16 protein-coding genes are annotated in these 18,882 nt (G+C 65.2%); 9 read left to right on the forward strand and 7 right to left on the reverse strand.

The genetic code is table 11. The features are described from left to right. Positions 1-82 precede the first annotated feature (82 nt). Positions 83-1,006, reverse strand: a complete 924-nt coding sequence (locus M1P90_RS03600) for a LysR family transcriptional regulator (protein WP_483701289.1) — start codon at positions 1,004-1,006, stop codon at positions 83-85. A gap of 327 nt (positions 1,007-1,333) precedes the next feature. Here M1P90_RS03600 and galE point away from each other — a divergent pair, with 327 nt between their 5' ends. The 6 genes from galE to M1P90_RS03630 all read left to right on the forward strand — a co-directional run bounded on the left by galE (position 1,334) and on the right by M1P90_RS03630 (position 11,070). Continuing rightward, positions 1,334-2,311 (forward strand): UDP-glucose 4-epimerase GalE, encoded by a 978-nt coding sequence (gene galE / locus M1P90_RS03605; protein WP_483701290.1) that lies wholly within the window; start codon positions 1,334-1,336, stop codon positions 2,309-2,311. Between the two features lie 1,177 nt (positions 2,312-3,488). Continuing rightward, the gene (locus tag M1P90_RS03610) at positions 3,489-5,039 is read left to right on the forward strand and encodes a DUF5691 domain-containing protein (RefSeq protein WP_483701291.1); all 1,551 of its coding nucleotides are present in this window, start codon (positions 3,489-3,491) and stop codon (positions 5,037-5,039) included. Positions 5,040-5,464: 425 nt separating this feature from the next. Next, a complete protein-coding gene (locus M1P90_RS03615) occupies positions 5,465-6,223 on the forward strand; it encodes a class I SAM-dependent methyltransferase (protein ID WP_483701292.1) in 759 nt (252 codons plus the stop codon). A 165-nt stretch (positions 6,224-6,388) separates the two neighbouring features. Next, the gene (locus M1P90_RS03620; RefSeq protein WP_483701293.1) at positions 6,389-7,471 is read left to right on the forward strand and encodes an ATP-binding protein; all 1,083 of its coding nucleotides are present in this window, start codon (positions 6,389-6,391) and stop codon (positions 7,469-7,471) included. Positions 7,472-7,576: 105 nt separating this feature from the next. Continuing rightward, on the forward strand, positions 7,577-9,925 hold the full coding sequence (locus tag M1P90_RS03625; RefSeq protein WP_483701294.1) for a DUF5682 family protein: 2,349 nt from the start codon (positions 7,577-7,579) through the stop codon (positions 9,923-9,925). Further along, complete coding sequence (locus M1P90_RS03630) at positions 9,922-11,070, forward strand: VWA domain-containing protein (RefSeq protein WP_483701295.1); 1,149 nt, start codon at positions 9,922-9,924, stop codon at positions 11,068-11,070. Before M1P90_RS03625 ends, M1P90_RS03630 begins: the two co-directional genes overlap by 4 nt. A 3-nt stretch (positions 11,071-11,073) precedes the next feature. Here the strand turns inward: M1P90_RS03630 and M1P90_RS03635 are convergent, their stop codons facing one another. The 5 genes from M1P90_RS03635 to M1P90_RS03655 all read right to left on the reverse strand — a co-directional run bounded on the left by M1P90_RS03635 (position 11,074) and on the right by M1P90_RS03655 (position 15,530). Further along, positions 11,074-12,309: a sensor histidine kinase gene (locus M1P90_RS03635; protein WP_483704596.1), complete on the reverse strand. Its 1,236-nt coding sequence runs from the start codon at positions 12,307-12,309 to the stop codon at positions 11,074-11,076. A 15-nt stretch (positions 12,310-12,324) separates the two neighbouring features. Further along, the gene (locus M1P90_RS03640; protein ID WP_483701296.1) at positions 12,325-13,032 is read right to left on the reverse strand and encodes a hypothetical protein; all 708 of its coding nucleotides are present in this window, start codon (positions 13,030-13,032) and stop codon (positions 12,325-12,327) included. 113 nt (positions 13,033-13,145) lie between these two features. After that, positions 13,146-14,084, reverse strand: coding sequence for a diacylglycerol kinase catalytic domain-containing protein (locus M1P90_RS03645; RefSeq protein ID WP_483701297.1), 939 nt, complete (start codon positions 14,082-14,084; stop codon positions 13,146-13,148). Next, positions 14,081-14,971 carry an SPFH domain-containing protein gene (locus M1P90_RS03650; RefSeq protein WP_483701298.1) on the reverse strand — a complete coding sequence of 297 codons (891 nt, stop codon included), beginning with the start codon at positions 14,969-14,971 and terminating at the stop codon, positions 14,081-14,083. Before M1P90_RS03650 ends, M1P90_RS03645 begins: the two co-directional genes overlap by 4 nt. Before the next feature lie 61 nt (positions 14,972-15,032). After that, positions 15,033-15,530: a hypothetical protein gene (locus M1P90_RS03655; protein ID WP_483701299.1), complete on the reverse strand. Its 498-nt coding sequence runs from the start codon at positions 15,528-15,530 to the stop codon at positions 15,033-15,035. A 54-nt stretch (positions 15,531-15,584) separates the two neighbouring features. Here M1P90_RS03655 and M1P90_RS03660 point away from each other — a divergent pair, with 54 nt between their 5' ends. Together M1P90_RS03660 and M1P90_RS03665 are read left to right on the forward strand one after the other, a co-directional pair. Next, on the forward strand, positions 15,585-16,502 hold the full coding sequence (locus M1P90_RS03660) for an FAD:protein FMN transferase (RefSeq protein WP_483701300.1): 918 nt from the start codon (positions 15,585-15,587) through the stop codon (positions 16,500-16,502). A 30-nt stretch (positions 16,503-16,532) separates the two neighbouring features. Further along, positions 16,533-17,297: a ferric reductase-like transmembrane domain-containing protein gene (locus tag M1P90_RS03665; protein ID WP_483701301.1), complete on the forward strand. Its 765-nt coding sequence runs from the start codon at positions 16,533-16,535 to the stop codon at positions 17,295-17,297. Between the two features lie 146 nt (positions 17,298-17,443). On the opposite strand, the gene M1P90_RS03670 is transcribed toward M1P90_RS03665, so the two are convergent. Beyond that, complete coding sequence (locus M1P90_RS03670) at positions 17,444-17,845, reverse strand: MerR family transcriptional regulator (protein WP_483701302.1); 402 nt, start codon at positions 17,843-17,845, stop codon at positions 17,444-17,446. A 97-nt stretch (positions 17,846-17,942) separates the two neighbouring features. Between M1P90_RS03670 and trxA the strand changes: the two genes are divergently transcribed. Beyond that, positions 17,943-18,284: a thioredoxin gene (trxA, locus tag M1P90_RS03675; protein ID WP_483701303.1), complete on the forward strand. Its 342-nt coding sequence runs from the start codon at positions 17,943-17,945 to the stop codon at positions 18,282-18,284. Positions 18,285-18,882 lie beyond the last annotated feature (598 nt).

Genomic DNA, 18,882 nt, shown 5'->3' on the forward strand with positions numbered 1-18,882 from the left:
TGAGACACGCGGAAATTGTGAGAATACGCTGCTTGTATAATAACCGTTTCTTTTCTTTGCAACATATTATTTTGATGACAGATTACAGCGTTTGGCGCGCGTTGTCTAGTAGTTTGTTGCGCCGCGCATAATTTTGTAATCCAGCCAACAGCTCCGCCGCCACTGGCGACAGCGGCGCGTCGCGGGCGGCACGCACCAGCGCGCTCTCGCGCCACAGCGGCGCGCCCGCGAGCGGCACCGCGCAGATCTCGCCACTCGCCAGCAGGTCGGCCACGAACGGGCGCGTGAAAAAGCCAATGCCAGCGCGGGCGCACAGCAGTGTGCGCGCCGTCTCGGGCGGCACATTCGCCACTGCGCTGGCCTGCCCGGCGATCCGCGCCACGCGCGCGTGCGTGGATTGCCACCAGCGCACCAGCAAGAGCGGCGCGCAGTGTGCGGCAACCTCTTCATCCGTGGCGGCTGCGCGCCCGGCCAGCGGGTGATCGCGCGGCACCGCCAGCACCACCTCTTCGCGCAAGTGCAGCACCGGCGCCAGCTCGATCATGGGCGCGTCGACGCAAGGCCAGGCCAGCAAGCCCAATTCGACCACGCCATCGCACAGCAGCTCGACCACCTTCTGCTGGCTGCCGCCGCGCACATACAGGTCGAGCGCGGGCCGCTCGCGCAGCAAGTCGGCCAGCACCGGCCCAAGCAGGCAGCCCGCCAGTGAGCCCAGCACGCCCACGGCAACACGCCCGCGCTGGCCTTCCTGCGTCTGGCGGGCCACTTCGACGCCCTCGCTGAGCATTGCCAGCGCGCGGCGCGCATAAGGCAAAAAGCTTGCGCCCAGCGGCGTCAGGCTGGCGCGGCGGCTCCTGCGTGTGAACAGCGCGCCGCCCACGGCTGTTTCCAGCGCCGCGATGCGCGCGCTAATCGTTGGCTGCGCGATCTGCATGGCCCACGCCGCCCGGCTGAAACTGCCCTCGCGCACAATTCGATCAAAGGCCTGAAGCTGATTGATGTCCATACCCTATCCAAAAAATCAATAGAAGCCATAGCTGAAATCGGCTTGTATTATAGAACGGCGCACGCTAGAGTAGCAAGGATGCCAAGTTTTTGGCGGGACTAACGTGGCTCGATAAGCCACAGAGCGCACGGAGAGCACTGAGTTGCTTAAAACGAAAGCGTAAGCCTTCCATCCAATACCTTTCAAATAACCACCGAGACACCAGGGCACCAAGATTTTATAGCATCCTCACGCTCTTCGTTTCTTCGTGCCTTCGTGGTAAACGTCCCTGGTGTTCTTATATGAATAGTATTGGTCATACATCAATCGAAGAAAAGGAGTACAGCAATGCATATTCTGGTAACTGGTGGCGCGGGCTACTGTGGTAGCGTCGCGGTGGCCGAATTGCTCGCGGCTGGGCATTCGGTGGTCGTGTTCGACAGCCTGGCGACGGGCTTTCGTGCGGCGGTCGATCCCGGCGCGGCATTTGTGGAAGGCGACCTGTGCGACGCCGACGCGGTCGCGCGCGTGTTTCAGCAGGAACACGCATTCGATGGCATTCTGCACTTCGCCTCGGCCTCGCTGGTGGGCGAGAGCATGCGCCAGCCGCTGCGCTACCTGCGCGATAACCTTGTTGGCGCGACCAACCTGCTTGAGCAGGCGGTATCGCACGGCGTCGAACGCTTTATTTTCTCGTCCACGGCCAATCTCTTCGGCACGCCCGACGCCATCCCCATTCCGCCCGACGCGCCGGTGACACCCGGCTCGCCCTATGGCGAGTCGAAGTATTTCATCGAGCGCACCCTGCACTGGTTCGGGCAGATATACGGCTTGCGCTACGCCTGCCTGCGCTACTTCAACGCTGCCGGTGCCACCGAGCAGCTTGGCGAAGCCCAGCAGCCGCCCCAGCGCTTCATCCCCATGCTGCTAGACGTGGCGCTGGGCCGGCGTGAGCAGATCACTATCTTCGGCGGCGACTACGCCACGCGCGACGGCAGCTGCGTGCGCGATTACATTCATGTCGTCGATCTGGCGCAGGCGCATATCCTGGCCCTCGGCGCGCTCGATCGGCTCGGCAGCCGCACCTACAACCTGGGCAGCGGCGCGGGCTTCACCAACCTCGAAGTTATTGCGGCGGCGCGGCGCATCACCGGCCACGCGATTCCCTGCACGGTCGGCCCGCGCCGCCCGGGCGATGCCGCCGCGCTGGTGGCCGACGCCACGCTGGCGCAGAGCGAGCTGGGCTGGCAGCCACAGCACAGCACCCTCGACGCGATGATTGGCAGCGCGTGGGCGTGGCGGCAGGCGCACCCGCACGGCTATTAGGGCGCTGTGATGCCTGCGTGGACTTGTATATCCACCCTGTGGCTGGGGCTGCCCCTGGCTCTGTCGAGGGCTGTGCGCCCTCGCGCTCCGCAACAAGGTTGTTGTCTGTGCAGAAGTTAGTCGAGGGCTGTGCGCCCTCGCGCTCCGCAACAAGGTTGTTGTCTGTGCAGAAGTTAGTCGAGGGCTGTGCGCCCTCGCGCTCCGCAGCAAGGTTGTTGTCTGTACAGAATTAGTCGAGGGCTGTGCGCCCTCGCGCTCCGCAGCAAAGGGCCGGCCGCGGCCCTCTGCACTCCCCGGCCGGGGCGCTGCCCCTGGACCCCGTAAAGAGCGTGATCAGCGGGCGAAAGAGCCGTTGTCATGCCTCCGTTGTGGATGCAGGCAAGGCATCGGGCGAGAGAATCAGCCTCGTTGAGAGAGCCCCGCAAATTCGTTTGACATTATCGCTTGCTGCCAGCGGCAAGCATAACGGAGGCATGACCCACAACCGCTTACTATGATGACCACCTAAAATTTGGGGTTCGGGGCGACAGCCCCGACGCCGGGTGCCGGGGCGGCGCGAGCCCCGGCGGCCCTGCGGCCTGAGCAAGCTGGCTTGATGCTGGCACTGGTTTTCACCAAGTAAGTACAGCCTTGCCAAAGTTGGTCGAGGGCTGTGCGCCCTCGCGCTCCGCAGTAAAGGGCCGGCCGCGGCCCTCTGCACTCCCCGGCCGGGGCGCTGCCCCTGGACCCCGTAAAGAGCGTGATCAGCGGGCGAAAGAGCCGTTGTCATGCCTCCGTTGTGGATGCAGGCAAGGCATCGGGCGAGAGAATCAGCCTCGTTGAGAGAGCCCCGCAAATTCGTTTGACATTATCGCTTGCTGCCAGCGGCAAGCATAACGGAGGCATGACCCACAACCGCTTACTATGATGACCACCTAAAATTCGGGGTTCGGGGCGATAGCCCCGACGCCGGGCGGGTACCCACGAAGTGGGTGGGGCGGCGCGAGCCCTGGCGGTCCTGCGGCCTGAGCAAGCTGGCTCAACGCTGTCACTGATTTTCACCAGGAAAGTATAGCCGTGCCAACAGGCAAGCCTAGCGGCCGTGCGGCCCAAGCACCTCTCGCTTGTCGTTTTCCCCAAACCATGTCACAATAGCTCGCATGTTCAAAAGCATCGCACCCCTGCCCGAAGAATACCCATGAACGAGCCATGGGACGAACTGCTGACCGCCGCGCTGCTTGGCACGGCCCGTCGCGCGCCGAGCCTCCACGCGCCCGACCCGGCGCTCCAGGCCCTGCTCGCACGGCTCGACGCGGCGGACGCCGAGGGCGCGCTGCTGGGCGCGGCCGCGCTGCTGGCACAGTATCGCGCTGCTGGCGCAGTGCCCGCGCCGCCCCTTGAGCGTGCCTTGCCGCCCGCGCCCGCTGAAGCGCAGCTGATCTGCCCGCCGCGCGCCCAACCGCACCTCCACGCCATGCTTGGCGGCAGCCACCGCGCACTGCTGCCCGAGTGGCTGGCCGCGCTGGAAGCGGGCGGCTGGCGCGTGCCGCCGGGCGTGCTGCCCGAGCTGCTGGAGCAGGGCCGCCTCCATGCCGAGATGCGCGCGGCGATTCTGCCTGCGCTTGGGGCGCGCGGGCGCTGGCTGGCGGGCCAGAACCCGGCCTGGGCCTACGCCGCGCCACTGCCCGACATGGCCGCGCTCGACGAGCGGGCGCTGGCCGAGGCGTGGGACACTGGCACGCGCGCGGCGCGGCTGGCGCTGCTGGCCGATCTGCGCCCGCGCGCGCCGGCACTAGCCCGTGAGCTGCTGGCACGCGACTGGGCCAGCGAAAAGGCCGACGACCGCGCCGCCTCGCTGGCGGCGCTGGAGCCGGGCCTGAGCACTGCCGACGAACCATTTCTTGAGCATGCGCTCGACGACCGCAGCAAAGAAGTGCGCCGCGCCGCCGCTGCCTTGCTCGCCCGCCTGCCCGAATCGCAGCTGGTTGCGCGCATGCGGGCGCGCGCCACTGCCATGCTCAGGCTGGCCACCGACCGCGCCGGGCTGCTGCGCCGCGCGAGCGAGCGCCTCCATGCCGAGCCGCCCACACAGTGCGATGCCGCCATGCAGCGCGATGGCATCGAGCCGCAGCCGCCCGCTGGCCGCCAGAAGCAGGGCGAGCGCGCCTGGTGGCTGCAGGGCGTGCTTGGTGCCATGCCGCCCGCCACCTGGAGCGCCGGCTGGGAGCGCGCTCCGGCTGACCTGATCGCGCTGGCCGAGCGCAGTGAGTGGAAAGGCGCGCTGCTCGATGGTTGGCGGGCCGCCGCGCAGAACTTCCGCGACGCCGAGTGGGCCGAGGCGCTGCTGCGGCATACTCCCACCGACACCGAATTGCTCCTGGTGCTGCCGCCCGCGCGTCAGGAAGCTCTGCTGCTCGACATTCTGCGCGGCGATTGCACGCCTCTGCACAAGCACCCGGTGCTCGATCTGCTGCGCGCCACGCGCCACACCTGGAGCCCCGCGCTCACCCGCGCCGCCCTGCGCGCCGTGCACCGCCACATGCGCGCCTGGCGCGACAGCTACGACTACCAACTGCGTGGCGCGCTCACCGATGAGTTCGCCCGGCGCCTGCCGCCCGCGCTGCTGCCCGAAATTGCGAACAGCTGGCCCAACGACCCCGGCGTGCGCGAGCGCTGGCAAGGCGTGATCGACAAGCTCCTGATCACGCTCCAGTTCCGCCACGACATGCTGCGCGAGCTGGGACAATGACGACCGACGGCGGATAACTTACCACAGAGACACAGAGGCACGGAGATTTTGCTTTTGGTGCGTGGCTACTACCAAACGAGTACCACTTGCGTCCTGAGTAGCACGAAGTGCGTATCGAAGGGCGCAGGTAATGAAGCCTCTTGGCGACCGACGACCGAAAGAATGAACCGCAAAGAGCGCAAAGAGCGCAGAGTTAGAGCCATAGGTGAGAACTCAACATTCAAAACTCAAAACTTCGCTGCCGCAGGCAACAACGCGCCAGCAGAATTTTCGCTTGCAGCGACGCCCGTCATCAATTCCTTGACACTGCCCGCCGCAGTCGTAAAATCCGCCTGAGCGAAAGTCCTAACCTGTAACTGCCAACTGAGCATTCAAAACGTAAAACTCAAAACTTCGTTTTTGATGAAATGAAAGACATTGCCAGAATGGCTGACGTACCATTCAACGAAATCCTGCGCGAGCTCATGCAGGCGCAGGTCCACAATTCCAATTTGCTTCAGTTCGGCAGCCTCGTGAGCGCGCGGCAATACTTGCGCGCCTACGATCTGGTGCGCCGCTACGTGCCGCCCGGCCGCCGCGTGCTCGACTGGGGCGCGGGCAACGGGCACTTTTCCTACTTCCTGATCAGGAGCGGCTACCGCGTCACTGGCTTCGATTTCTTTGGCACGCCCGCCATTTGCGCGCCCTTCGATCCTGCGCACTACACCTACCAGCTCGCCACCACCAGCGACCCGGTGGCGCTGCCCTTTGAGGATGCTGCTTTCGACGCGGTGGTGTCGATTGGCGTGCTTGAGCACGTGCGCGAGCACGGCGGCGACGAAGCCGCCAGCCTGCGCGAGATCGCCCGGCTGCTGCGCCCCGGCGGCGTGTTTGTCTGTTTCCACCTGCCCAATCGCTACAGCTGGATCGAATTTCTGCTGCGCCGCCTGGGCCGCTGGTCGCACACATACCGCTTCACCGCCGCGCAGATTCGCACGCTGTGCGCGGGCGCTGGCCTCGAGCCGCTCCAAATTCGCCGCTACGCCCTGCTGCCGCGCAACATCTGGTGGTGGAAACTGCGCCGCCTGGTGCGCGACGAAACCCGCCTGGCGCACTGGTACGACCGCGCCGACTCTTTTCTGGGCGTGCTCGTTTCGCCCATCTGCCAGAACTACCTGTTTGTCGCGCGCCGGCCCGAAAGGTAGTGAGCAGAGGCCCGGTTCGGGCGTATTGCAATACGCCCTTCGTCATCAGTTTGGGCGTATAGCAATACGCTCTTCGTCATCAGTTCGGGCGTATAGCAGTACGCCATTCGTCATCAGTTCGGGCGTATAGCAATACACCCTTCGTCCATACTCAGGAGCTTCCCGATGACAACACTTTTGCGCGAACACGCCGAGCAGCAATATGCCGACGAGCTGGCCGCCCTGGCCCGCCACGACCAGCGCACCCGCCCGCCGAGCTGGCGGCTCTCGCCCTGGGCAGTGGCAACCTACCTGCTGGGCGGCACCCTGCCCGATGGTACGGTTATTTCGCCCAAGTACATCGGCCAGCGCCGCCTGATCGAAATCGCTATTGCCACGCTCGCCACCGACCGCGGGCTGCTGCTGATTGGCGTGCCTGGAACCGCCAAAAGCTGGGTGTCCGAGCACCTCGCGGCGGCGATTGCGGGCGACTCGACTATGCTCATTCAGGGCACGGCTGGCACGAGCGAAGAAGCGATTCGCTATGGCTGGAACTACGCCCGCCTGCTGGCCGACGGCCCCTCCGATGCCGCGCTGGTCGCCAGCCCAATGCTGCGCGCCATGCGCGAAGGCAAAATCGCCCGCATCGAGGAGCTGACGCGCATCCCCGCCGACGTGCAGGACACGCTGATCACGGTGATGTCGGAAAAAACGCTGCCGGTTCCCGAGCTGAATAGCGAGGTGCAGGCGGTGCGCGGCTTCAATATTATCGCCACTGCCAACGACCGCGACCGTGGTGTGAACGAGCTTTCCAGCGCGCTCAAGCGCCGTTTCAACACGGTGGTGCTGCCGCTGCCCGACACGCTGGAAGAAGAAGTGACGATTGTGCAGGGTCGCGTCGCCGCGCTCAGCCGCGCGCTTGAGCTGCCCGCCGAACTGCCCGCGCTCGATGAGATTCGCCGCATTGTGACGGTGTTTCGCGAGCTGCGCGCAGGCGTTACCGCCGACGGCAAAACCAAGCTCAAATCGCCCAGCGGCACGCTCAGCACCGCCGAAGCGATCTCGGTCGTGAACAGTGGGCTGGCGCTGGCCGCGCACTTCGGCGATGGCCACCTGACTGCGCAGGATGTCGCGGCCGGCCTGATTGGCGCAGTGGTGAAAGACCCGGTGCAGGATCGGATTGTCTGGCAGGAATATCTCGAAACCGTGGTGAAGGAGCGCGCCGGCTGGAAAGATGTATACCGGGCGTGCCGCGAGGTTGGGGGGTAAATACGTTGAACCACGAAGACACGAAGGCACCAAAGTTTATGTTCCTGCCGCTCTTCGTGTCTTGGTGTCTTGGTGGTAAATTTTCGTAGTGTGGGAATAGAAACTATGCCCCCAACCCCCAACCCCCAACTCCCATCCCCCTATATTTTCGGTATCCGCCACCACGGCCCTGGCTCGGCGCGGAGTTTGCGTGCCGCGCTGGAGCAGCTTCAGCCCGATTGCTTGCTGGTGGAAGGGCCGCCCGACGCCGACGCGCTGATTCCCGCCCTAGCGAAAGAAGGCATGCTGCCGCCGGTCGCGCTGCTCCTGTACATGCCCGATCAGCCGCGCCGCGCCGTCTACTACCCGTTTGCGCAGTTCTCGCCCGAGTGGCAGGCGCTGCACTTTGCGCTGGCGCACGGCATCCCAGCGCGGTTTATGGACCTGCCGCAAGCCTACCAGCTGGGAGAAGTTTTGAATGTTGATCGCTCAGTTTTGAGTAATGAGCCGCCCAACGTTCCTGCAGAACAAGGAGAGGATGATAAACCGGAGAACTCAACACTCAACACGCAACATTCAGAATTCAACCCCCATTCCGACCCGCTTGGCTGGCTGGCTGCGGCTGCGGGCTACAGCGACGGCGAGCGCTGGTGGGAGCAGATGGTCGAGCATCGGCGCGACGGCGCGGAGATTTTTGCCGCGATTCTGGAAGCGATGGCTGCGCTGCGCAGCGAGCTGCCGACCGACCCCGACCCGCGCGAGGCGCAGCGCGAAGCCTGGATGCGCCAGACCATCCGCGCCGCGCAGGCGCAGGGCTACAAGCGCATTGCGGTGGTGTGTGGCGCATGGCACGCCCCCGCGCTGGTTGATCTCGCCAGCGCCAAAGCCGATGCCGCGCTGCTGAAAGGCCTGCCCAAAACCAAGCTCCAGGCCACCTGGGTGCCGTGGACACACGGCCGGCTGGCCTATGGCAGCGGCTACGGCGCGGGCATCGAGTCGCCGGGCTGGTACGAGCACCTCTGGCACGGCATGAGCGCCGGCCACGCGCCCACCGAGGTGGCCACGCGCTGGCTGGCGCGGGTGGCGCGGCTGCTGCGCGAAAAGGATTTCGATGTCTCGTCGGCGCACGTGATCGAGGCGGTGCGGCTGGCCGAGGCGCTGGCCGCCCTGCGCGAGCGCCCGCTGCCCGGCCTGCCCGAGCTGAACGAGGCCGTGCTGGCGGTATTCTGCGGCGGCAATGTGCTGCCCATGCGCCTGGTTCACGAGCAGCTGATCGTTGGCGAGACGTTGGGCGCGGTACCCGACGACACGCCGCTCGCGCCGTTGCAGCAGGACTTGCAGCGCGAACAGAAGCGCCTGAAAATGCCAGCCAGCGCCAGCTGGCGCGATTATGACCTCGACCTGCGCAAGCCCAACGACCTGGAACGCAGCCACCTGCTGCATCGCCTGAATCTGCTGGGCATTTCGTGGGGCGAGCTTCAGCGCAGCGGCGGCGGAAAAAGCACCTTCCATGAAGTGTGGCGCGTGCAGTGGCAGCCCGAGCTGGCGGTCGGGCTGATCGAGGCGGGCGTGTGGGGCAACACGATTGCCGACGCGGCCACGGCACGCGCGCGCGATGCCGCTGCCGCCGCCAGCGACCTGCCTGCGCTGACGCGCCTGGTCAATCAGGTGCTGCTGGCGGAATTGCCCGCCGCGCTGGACGACGTGATGGCGCGGCTGCGCGACCGCGCCGCGCTTGCCAGCGACGTGGGCCACCTGATGGACGCGCTGCCGCCGCTGGCGAATGTCCAGCGCTACGGGAATGTGCGCCGCACCGACACGGCCGCCGTCGCGCAGGTGATCGAAGGCCTGGTGGCGCGCATTGGTGTGGGCCTGCCCGCCGCCTGCGCCGCGCTCGACGACGATGCCGCCGCCGAGATGTTTGGCCGCCTGCTGGCGGTGAACGGCGCGCTTGGGGTGCTGCAAAACGCCGAGTATTCGGCGGCGTGGCAGGCGGCCTTGCGGCGTGTGAACGATCTGCGCGGCGCGCACGGGCTGGTGGCTGGCCGCGCATGCCGCATCCTGCTCGACACGGGCGCGCTCGGCCCGGAGGAAGGCGCGCGCCGCCTGAGCCTGGCGCTTTCGCCGGGGAATGCCCCGCCCGCTGCCGCTGCCTGCCTGGAAGGAATGTTGCGCGGCAGCGGCGCGCTGCTGGTGCACGATCCCACGCTCTGGCAGATCATCGACGGGTGGCTGCGCGACCTGCCGGGTGAGCTGTTTACCGACACGCTGCCGCTGCTGCGGCGCACCTTCGCCACCTTTCAGCACGCAGAACGCCGCATGCTGGGCGAGCGTGCCCGCACTGGCGGGGCATCCAGCACGGCATCGCAAGCTGGCACGGCGCGTTTTGATCAAACTCGCGCTGCCGCGACCTTGCCGCTGCTTGCCCAATTGCTGGGGCTTGCAGCCGCAGAAAAACATCAGGAACAACAATGACCGAAGCAGACGACGAGCAATTGCGGCGCTGGCGGCTGGTGCTGGGCGGCGCGGCCGACGGCACCGGCATGCAGCTCAGCGGCGAGGCGCTGGGCATGGATCGCGCGCTTGAGGCGCTCTACGACGCCGAGCGCAGCGGCGGGCTGGGCGGCTCGCAGCCGAACGTGGCGCGCTGGCTGGGCGACATCCGCAGCTATTTTCCCAGCCAGGTCGTGCAGGTGCTGCAGCGCGATGCGCTCGACCGCCTGAACATGCGGCAAATGCTGCTGCAGCCCGAGCTGCTCGCCGCCGTCGAGCCGAATGTGCATCTGGTGGCCGATCTGCTCGCGCTCAAGAGCGTGATGCCCGCCAAGACGCTGGAAACCGCGCGCGAGGTGGTGCGCGGTGTGGTGGAAGAACTCCAGCGCCGACTGGCCAACCCCACGCGCCAGGCGGTGCAGGGCAGCCTCCACCGCGCCATGCGCAATCGCCGCCCGCGCCACAACGAGATCGACTGGCAGCGCACGATTCGCGCCAACCTTAAGCACTACCAGCCGGCCTACCGCACGATCATCCCCGAAACACGGATCGGCTATGGGCGCAAACGCGCCGCCCTGCGTGACATCATTCTGTGCGTGGATCAAAGCGGCTCGATGGCCAGCTCGGTGGTGTACAGCGGCGTGTTTGGCGCGGTGCTGGCTTCGCTGCCGGCGGTGCAGCTGCGCATGGTTGTGTTCGACACCGAGGTGGTTGATTTGACCGACGAACTGCACGACCCGGTCGAGCTGCTGTTTGGCGTGCGGCTGGGCGGCGGCACCGATATCAACCGGGCGCTGGCCTACTGCCAGGGGCTGGTGCGCCGCCCGCAGGAAACTATTCTGGTGCTGCTGAGCGACCTGTGCGAGGGTGGCGACCGCGCCGAGATGCTCAAGCGCGCGGCGTCGCTGGTCGGTGCGGGCGTGCAGGTGATCGCGCTGCTGGCGCTCAGCGACAAGGGTGCGCCCAGCTATGATCACGCGGTGGCGGCCGAGCTGGCTGCGTTGGGCGTCCCCGCCTTTGCCTGCACACCCGATCTCTTCCCCGAGCTGATGGCCGCCGCAATCAACCGGCAAGACATTGGGCAATGGGCGGCGGCGCGCGAGATCGTCACGGCGCGGGGGGAGTAGAGTTTATTCTTTTGGCAGCGTAAAGAAGAAGGTGCTGCCCTGGCCCGGCTCGCTGCACACGCCCACCTCGCCGCCCAGCTTGGCCACAATGCGCTGCACAATCGAGAGCCCCAGCCCGTGGCCTTCAGCAGCGCTGGCCTGCAGGCGGCTAAATGCCATAAACAAGCGTTCCTGCTGCTCGGCGCTGATGCCCGGCCCACTATCGCGCACCCAGAAGCGCACAAAACCCGGCGTGCATTCCTCTGCGCCAAGCGTAATCTGCGGCGCGGGGCCGCCATATTTCATTGCGTTGCTCAGGTAGTTGGTCCACACTTCTTCGAGCCAGGGCGCGTAGCCAAGCGCCGCCGGCCAGCTACCTGGCAGCGTAATGGTCGCCCGCGAAGAAGCTTTCAGCGGGGCCAGCCGCAGATCGACCTCCTGCAAAATCTGGTTCATGTCGAGTGCCGAGCGCGCCACTGTGCCGTGCTTGCGCACACTCGCCAGCAGCAGCAGCTCGTCGATAATGCGCGCCATTTTCTTGCCAATACGCACAATCAGGTCGACCTGCCCGGCAAGGTCGCCGGTGTCGCGTTCTTCCAGGCAGATCTGGAGGATCTCGCTGTTCCCAAGCAGCGCCGTCAGTGGCGATTTCAGATCGTGCGCAACCGTGTGGGCAAAAGCGTCGAGCTCGGCGTTCTGTGCGCGCAACGCCGCTTCGGCCTGCTGGCGCTCGTCGATTTCGCTGAGCGCCAGATTGTACAGCCGCGCGTGCTCGAGCACCATGCCAATCAGCTGCGAGAAGAGCTGGCCTTGCTGCACCTGCACCGGCGAAAAAATCTGTTCGACTGTGCGACCAAGCGCCAGCACGCCCAGGCTTCGGCCACCTACCAGAATCGGGAAATTGGCAGTGGCATGGAGCGGCACAGCAGCGTAGATCGCGCGGCGCTCGGGCCAGACCGAATAATCGTTGATTACCACCGGCTCTTGTGTATCGAAGGCCTGCCAGGAAAGCAGCGCCTCGCCGCGCCGCGCGCGATCGCCCTGCAAATACGGCTGGTTGGCTGTCCATGCCTGCACCACCAGCTCGTCGCCTTCGTGGAGCATCAGCTCGCCGTAGGGCGCGTCCAGAATAATGGCGGCCCGATCAACAATCGTGTGCAGCAGCTCGGGCAGTGCGCGCCGATCCAGCAGATCCAGCGTGGTCTGGTGCAGCGAGGTCAGGTAGGCATGCTGCTCGGCAATCGTCTGGTAGGCGGCCAGCGTAGCGTCGTGGGCCTAGGCCAGCTCGTGGGTGCGTTCGGCTACGCGCTGTTCAAGCAGGGCGTGCTCGTGTTCGAGCTGCTCGCGGGCCTGAATTTCGCGCATCCATGCCTGCGCCAGGCTTTGCAGCAGCGCGTTCATACCGGCCTGCACGCCGCCAACCGCCGCCAGGAAAAGAATGCAGGTTGACACAACATCAATCCCGGGTGGCAGGCGATCGGCGCGGAGCAGCTGCCAGCCAATCGCCGCGAGCGTGAAGGTGCAAAGCCACAGCGCGGCCAGGCCGGCGCGCCAGCCAAAAAACATCAGCGTGAACAGCGCACACGTCACAAGAAAGATTAGCGAATCGATGCTGTAGCCGAAGTGGAGCAGCTCATTGAGGCCAAGCGCGTAGGTAATGACGATCAGCGCGCCGCCGCGCAGCGTGTAGTTGATCGTGCGGCGCAGCGCCAGCACCCAGCCCAGCCCAAGCGCCACGGCGTAGCTGGCCAGCAGGCTGAACAATCCCAGCCGCAAGCCCGGCAGCACGGCAGCGGCAAGCGCCACACTGCCGGCCAGCGCGGCTGCGCGCGCAATCGCTGTGAGAATCTGTTCGCGCGCCTGCGCCAGCTCGCTGGGCAAGCCAGGAGGCCCGGCCGTGGTGCTGGTGGGCGGCACAATAATCCAGGCAAGCAGTTCGGGATAGATGCGCTTGCTGGTATGTGAAAAAAAGGCCTTTGGCATGGGCTGCAATGGTGCTTCCGTTCGTGGGAAGATGATTGCTTATACGTATCAGACGTCGTCCCAAATATCATACCAGAAATGCATACCAAAACAACACCGGCAGCAGGTAGTATTCAGCTGCGAGCCAGCAGATGCGCCCGGCGCGGTGCCAGCCCGATGCGCGCAATCGCCCCCGAGTTGAAGTCCAGCGCGTCGCTTTCGATGCCATCGCTGAAGATCACGCCGCCGTCGGGCATGTGCGATGTGATGAGCAGCTCTGCGCCGGGGGCAAACTGCCCAAACACCAGGCCGGCGCGCGACGTTTTCGAAACGAATGGCTCGCGCACCGCGTACCACAGCCGCTCGTCGGCCCAGTCGAGCCGGAACTGCGCCGGCTGGGGCACAGCTTCGCCCGCGCCAAAGTACTGCACCACTCGCCAGGCCCCGCCGACGACCGCGCTGAGCCAGCCGCTGCTGCCCGCCCCGGTTGAAATGATGATCCCGCTGGAGCTGTGCGGTTCGCGCTGGCCGGCCAGCTCGATGGTGTAGCGCGCCGAAGCGTGGCCGCGCCGCCCAACGAACAGGTCGTTCACGGCGTCGAGGGTTTGCCCGTCGTTGAGGGTGGCGCGCGCCATTGCTACGCGCTTAACTGGCGCGTCACCGCGCAGGGCGCGCCCGATCCACGCGCCCGCCTCGGCCACGCCGAAGGTTGCCAGCACCCCGTCGATGCGCGCCGGGTCGGGGTTGAGTGCCAGAATGGGCTGTGTGTCGAGATACTTCGCAGCGTTGATCACCAGCCCGTCGGGGCCAATCGTCACTACCAGGTCGCGCGCGCCGAACTGAAAGCTGGGCAGCAGCGCACGCTCGATCTGTACGTGTTTCACGCTGCGCGGCAGTTGGGCCAGCAGCGCCGCCACAGCGCGCTGGTAGTGCGCGTCGGCCTGCTCGTACTCGGCGAAAGGCACGCCATTCTGTTCGAGGTAGAAGCGCGCCTGCGCCCGCGTGTTGAGCCGCTCGGTCAGCTCTTCCAGAGGCGTGCGCCGCGTGACAATCACGATCTTGTCGAAGTTCACGATGCGCCCCTGTTTTCGCCCGCGCCTTGCCGCAGCGCCTGCTCCAGAATGTCGGCGGTGATGGTGAGGTTGCCGATTTTGTGCGCGTTGCTGGCGAAATCGCGGAAGGCCAGCGCCAGCATCAGGCGCGTGTCGAGCGATTGATAGGGCGCGAGCTGGATGCGCGCAGCGTCGGCGGCGAACTCGGCCTGCTCGCGGGCGTTGGTGCCTTCCAGCGCCACCAGGTCGCGCCGGCGCTGCTCCAGATCCACGGCGGTGGAAAGCTCGTTCTGCTTGATTTTGCGCTCCTGCTCAACCGCTTCGGCGCGGCGAGCATAGATCGCCTGGTCGGCGCGCTGCTGGAGCGCCTCGCGATATTCGGCTTCGAGGGCGCGGGTGACCTCGGGCGCGGCCTTGATCGAGGTGAAGAACAGGCCCATTGGCGCGACGCCCAGCGCCGCCAGGGTGGGGTCGCTCGCAAGCTGGGCCATGACGTTTTGCGCCAGGGTTTCGGCACCGCGCAGGGCGTCTTCCAGCCCAAGCTGCTGGAGCGCGCTGCGGGTGTAGGTTTGCACCACGTTGATGATCCGCGCATTCAGCTTCGCCGGGTCGTCGGAGCGATAGGCGCGTGTGCGTGGGTTGATTGTGAAGTTGAGCAGCTGTGCCAGCGTACTTGGATCGGCGATCCGATAGGTGATCTGGCCCTGCAGCGTGATTGGCTGGAAATTGCCGGTGCTGTCATTCAAGGCAAACAAGGCGTCGATTGTGCCGGTGGGAACCAGCACCAGCGAGGTGTTGGGCTTCCAGTACCAGAAGGCCAGGCCCACCCCCTGGCGACGCGGCGTGCCGCCGGCAAAGGCGATCACGTATTCAGTGGGCTCGGCTTTGAAGTATGCGAGTGGGAACATGCGTTGCCTCTTTCTAATAGTGTTTATTTAACACTAATTATAGTGAAGAATTGGCACTAAGTCAAGTCATGCTTTTTCGGCCCTCGTTCAATATCTCACAATCTCCACACGGCCCCTTAACAATCTCTGAAGAACGGGCTGGTATTATAGCGTCATTGAAACGATAGTTCCGGCCGGGCAACCGGCCCGCAATAGTAGCGAGGTATATGATGAAACCGAACAACACCGCCCGCCGCCAGCAGTTGGTCGCGAGCACCAAGGCCGCCGTTTCGGCCGCCGCAGTTGTTGCCGCCGTGGGTGGCTGGGTGGCTTTTGGCGCGCAGTCGAGCGATACGACCACCAGTGTGGCCTCGGCCACGACCGGCGCGGTTGCCGTGGTAGATACGAGCGCGAACACGACGTCGAGCAGCGCGGCTGCCGCGAGCGTGCCGAGCACAACGACCACGACCAGCGCCAGCTCGCCAAGCACGCCCACGACATCGAGCAGCGCGACCACTGCAAGCGCGCCGAGCACGACGACCACGAGCGCGAGCACAACGACGACGACGACGACAAGCACACGCTCGCGTGGCGCCGTTGCAACGACCCGCTCGTCGAGCTAAAGGAGACGAGGATGCGCACACTTGAGTTTCGCGCCATGGGCTGCCATATGCTTGCCGTGCTCGATCGTGACGACGAGGCGGCGGAGGCGCAGCTTGCCGAGGTGCCGGCCTGGTTCGAGGAGTGGGAGCAGCAGATGAGCCGCTTCCGCCCCAGCAGCGACCTGATGCGGCTGAATGCCGCCGGCCACGCCGAGCAGGTGCCCGAGGCGCTGTTGAAAGTGGTGCGGGTGGCGCTGCAATCGGCGCGCGAAAGCGCCGGGCTGGTTCGCCCGACGGTGCTGGATGCGCTGACGGCGGCGGGCTATGATCGCTCGTTCGATCAGCTGCCCGCCGAGGGCGCAACCAGCAGCGCCGCCGCCCCCGCGCCCGACTGGCGTGGAGTCACGCTCGACCTGCCGGGCCGCAGCATTACGCTGCCGGCGGGCGTGCACCTCGACCTGGGCGGCGTGGCAAAGGGCTGGGCGGCCGACCAGGCCGCGCGCGGGCTAGCAGCCCACGGCCCGGCACTGATCGACGCTGGTGGTGACATTGCGGTGAGCGGGCCAATGGCGAATGGCGCGGCCTGGCCGATTGCTATTGCCAACCCGCTCGCGCCAGATGACACGCTGGGCAATTTGCTGCTGGCGCGCGGCGCAGTCGCTACCTCGGGGCGCGATTTCCGCCGCTGGCAGCGGGGCGGGGCCGAGCAGCACCACATCATCGACCCGCGCACCGGGCGGCCCGCCCGCACCGATGTGCTTGCCGCCACGGTGATCGCGCCCGACGGCCCGAGCGCCGAAGTGGCCGCAAAGGTGGCGCTGATGCTGGGCAGCGGCGCTGGCCTGGCCTGGCTGGATGCGCGCCCAACGCTGGCGGGCCTGCTGGTGCTGGGCGACGGCACCCTGGTTCGCAGCCGGCGGATGGATGTGTATTTGGAAATGAACTCGTAGTCGCGGGAACATTCCTGCAGGAGCATAAAGATGAACACCGTACAGATGCCTGTGCCCACTGGCCGGCCGGCTGATCCGCAGCCGCCAGCCCGCCGCCCGCAAGCGGAGCCGGAAAGCGCGCTGATGAATGTTCTGCCGCCGCTGCTGGGCGCGGTGGTGGGGGTTGTGATACTGGCCGGCGTCGGCGTGATGCTGGCCGGGCAGGCGGGCGGCCTGGCTGCACTGGGCAGCGCCCTGATTGGCGCACACAGCGCGTGGTACTTGTCGCGCGCCAGTGCCTTTGTGAGCTATGTGCTCGTGTGGTGGTCGATGATCCTGGGCCTGTCGATCACCAGCAAGGCGGCGCGACTGTGGCCCGGTGGCCCGGCCGCTAGCGCCCTGCACGAGCACGCGAGCCTGCTGGGTTTGGCCTTTGCCGTGCTGCACGCGCTGGTGCTGCTGGCCGACAGCTACATCGGCTACACGCTGCCGCAGATCCTGATCCCGTTCGCCAGCAGCTACATGCCACTGTGGGTTGGCTTTGGCCAGGTGGCATTGTACGCAATGGCGCTGGTGACGTTCAGCTTCTACGTGCGGCGCTGGATTGGCGCACGAACGTGGCGCACACTGCACTTCCTGAGCTTCGCGCTGTTTGTGCTGGCGCTCGGGCATGGCGTGGTCACTGGCACCGACACGAGCGCGATCTGGGCCACGCTGATGTACGCAGGCACTGGCCTGAGCGTGCTGGCGATGACGGTCTACCGCATTGTAGCGACCCGCCGCGCGCGGACAGCCGTTGTGGTAATCGGCGCATAAGAACGCTTCGAACTCACGCAGCGCGCCTCCTCACAAATATGTGGGGAGGCACGCTGCGTTGTGCGCTTTTGCGCAAGTCAAAGGGTTATGTATGCATCACAGAGGCACAGAGACCACAGAGATAAAAAGGAAACCTCGTGTCAGGGTTATTCGGCCGGCGCGCAATGCACGCGCACACAGTCGATGCAGTCGTCCATATTTGCGCAGGGGCAGCGCAGCCCGCGCATCAGCAGGCGCTGCACCTCGCGCGCGTGCGTGATAATGCGCCCAACGTCGGCCAGCTTCTGCTGTGCCAGCGACTGCCATAGCTCGGGCAGGGGCGCGCTGGCCTGCTGGTGCTCGAACAATGTGTGAATTTCGTTCAGGCTAAAGCCCAGGCGCTGCGTGATCTGAATAAAGGCCAGCCGCTCCAGCACGCTCGCGTCGTAGCGGCGCTGGCCGTTCACGCGGCGTGGCGCGGGCAGCAGCTCAAGCTCCTCGTAGTAGCGAATAGTTGAGGCGCGCACGCCGGCCTGCCGGGCAACGGCGCTGATGGTTAGTTCTTCCACGAAAATTCCCTCTTGACTTCAAGCCAACTTGAAGGTGTATGCTCCTATCGTACTGCTTGCTGCAGCGTGCGGCAAGCGACTAAAGAGGGATGTTGTAATGGCTCACCCAATAGCTGTGACGGATGAAACCTTTGCGCAGCAGGTGCTGAATTCGCCGCTGCCGGTGGTAGTGGATTTCTGGGCGCCGTGGTGCCCGCCCTGCCGCGCAATTGCGCCAATTCTGGCCGAGCTGGCCGAGGAATACGATGGCCGCCTGATCGTTGCGAAGATGAACGGCGACGACGAGCTGCGCACCGTGGCGCAGTATGGCGTGCACGGCCTGCCAACACTGATCGTCTTCCAGGGCGGGCGCGAGGTCGAGCGCCTGATTGGCGCGCGCAGCAAGAGCGCCTACCGGGCGCGTTTCGACGCGGCGCTGGTGGCAACGCAGGTTGCCTGATAGACATAAATGGCACGACTTACGCGGCCGGGGTTTGGGGGGCAGCTTGCCGCCCCCCAAAACTTTCTTCTTTTTGGCCGAGAGCGGCCAAAAAAAGGATCCTTGGGCGTCAGCCCTCCAAACCTCCCGCTGAAAAGGCGACCGCGTACGTCGTGTAAATGAGCACATGAGTACTTCGGAAACTAAATTTCCCTGCACTCAGCTTCCAGGAAGCTGAAGCCAGTTTCCTTTCAATCTGGTAGCCAGATGAGCTTTCTGGAAGCTTGCCCGTTGTATACAAGAACTTTCTTTCCAGAGTAATGAAGCTGCTGCTTTGCCGTACTTTTCTACTCAGAGTAAGCGCCGGCTAAGCGAAGAGAAAATAGGCGAAAATTGTTGTGCTTTAGTTCACAACCTGCTTAAGCTATTTCCAGCTAATGAGGATAAGGTGTGCAAGGTGTTCACATGACCACCTATCGTCTCATCTGCTGGAGAATGCCATGTTCGCCCCGCTGCCCAAAAAGATTGGTCTTTTTTCCCTGCGCCTATCGATTGCCTTATTTCTCACGCTTGGTTTATTCGGGTTTCAGAATATTGCGTATGCAGCCGCGCTGCCAAG

The organism is Kouleothrix sp. 19917 (assembly GCF_057073505.1).

Bases quoted from the DNA above. Each gene is read 5' to 3' on its own strand.
- M1P90_RS03600 (WP_483701289.1), bottom strand. From the start codon at position 1,006: ATGGACATCAATCAGCTTCAGGCCTTTGATCGAATTGTGCGCGAGGGC.
- galE (WP_483701290.1), top strand. From the start codon at position 1,334: ATGCATATTCTGGTAACTGGTGGCGCGGGCTACTGTGGTAGCGTCGCG.
- M1P90_RS03610 (WP_483701291.1), top strand. From the start codon at position 3,489: ATGAACGAGCCATGGGACGAACTGCTGACCGCCGCGCTGCTTGGCACG.
- M1P90_RS03615 (WP_483701292.1), top strand. From the start codon at position 5,465: ATGGCTGACGTACCATTCAACGAAATCCTGCGCGAGCTCATGCAGGCG.
- M1P90_RS03620 (WP_483701293.1), top strand. From the start codon at position 6,389: ATGACAACACTTTTGCGCGAACACGCCGAGCAGCAATATGCCGACGAG.
- M1P90_RS03625 (WP_483701294.1), top strand. From the start codon at position 7,577: ATGCCCCCAACCCCCAACCCCCAACTCCCATCCCCCTATATTTTCGGT.
- M1P90_RS03630 (WP_483701295.1), top strand. From the start codon at position 9,922: ATGACCGAAGCAGACGACGAGCAATTGCGGCGCTGGCGGCTGGTGCTG.
- M1P90_RS03640 (WP_483701296.1), bottom strand. From the start codon at position 13,032: ATGCCAAAGGCCTTTTTTTCACATACCAGCAAGCGCATCTATCCCGAA.
- M1P90_RS03650 (WP_483701298.1), bottom strand. From the start codon at position 14,971: ATGTTCCCACTCGCATACTTCAAAGCCGAGCCCACTGAATACGTGATC.
- M1P90_RS03660 (WP_483701300.1), top strand. From the start codon at position 15,585: ATGCGCACACTTGAGTTTCGCGCCATGGGCTGCCATATGCTTGCCGTG.
- M1P90_RS03665 (WP_483701301.1), top strand. From the start codon at position 16,533: ATGAACACCGTACAGATGCCTGTGCCCACTGGCCGGCCGGCTGATCCG.
- trxA (WP_483701303.1), top strand. From the start codon at position 17,943: ATGGCTCACCCAATAGCTGTGACGGATGAAACCTTTGCGCAGCAGGTG.